The sequence below is a fragment of the Burkholderia sp. GbtcB21 genome, assembly GCF_019091065.1.
Taxonomy (GTDB): Bacteria; Pseudomonadota; Gammaproteobacteria; order Burkholderiales; family Burkholderiaceae; genus Burkholderia; species Burkholderia pyrrocinia_C.
In genome coordinates this window covers 1-230 of the sequence record NZ_JAGXKA010000558.1, presented here as the reverse complement: position 1 = coordinate 230, position 230 = coordinate 1, and the positions used below count along the sequence as shown (strand labels likewise).

Here is a 230-nt window from a genome sequence, read left to right as displayed (position 1 = left end):
TTCATCCTCTACGTCGACCGCGCCATCCTCGCGACCGCGGCCGGCGCGATCTAGGCCGAGCTCGGCCTGTCGATCACCGAGCTCGGCGTCGCATTCTCCGCGTTCGCGTATTCGTATGCATTCTGCCAGATCGGCGGCGGGTGGGTCGCCGTCCGGTTCGGCGCCCGCATCACGCTGATCGGCTGCGGGCTGGTCTGGGTTGTGTCGAGCTTCACCACGGGGCTCGTGCA

The 230-nt window shown here is 67.8% G+C and carries 1 pseudogene; it reads left to right on the top strand.

From position 1 onward, the window contains the following. Positions 1-230, top strand: a pseudogene (locus KVT39_RS38370) (MFS transporter); the annotation flags it as partial.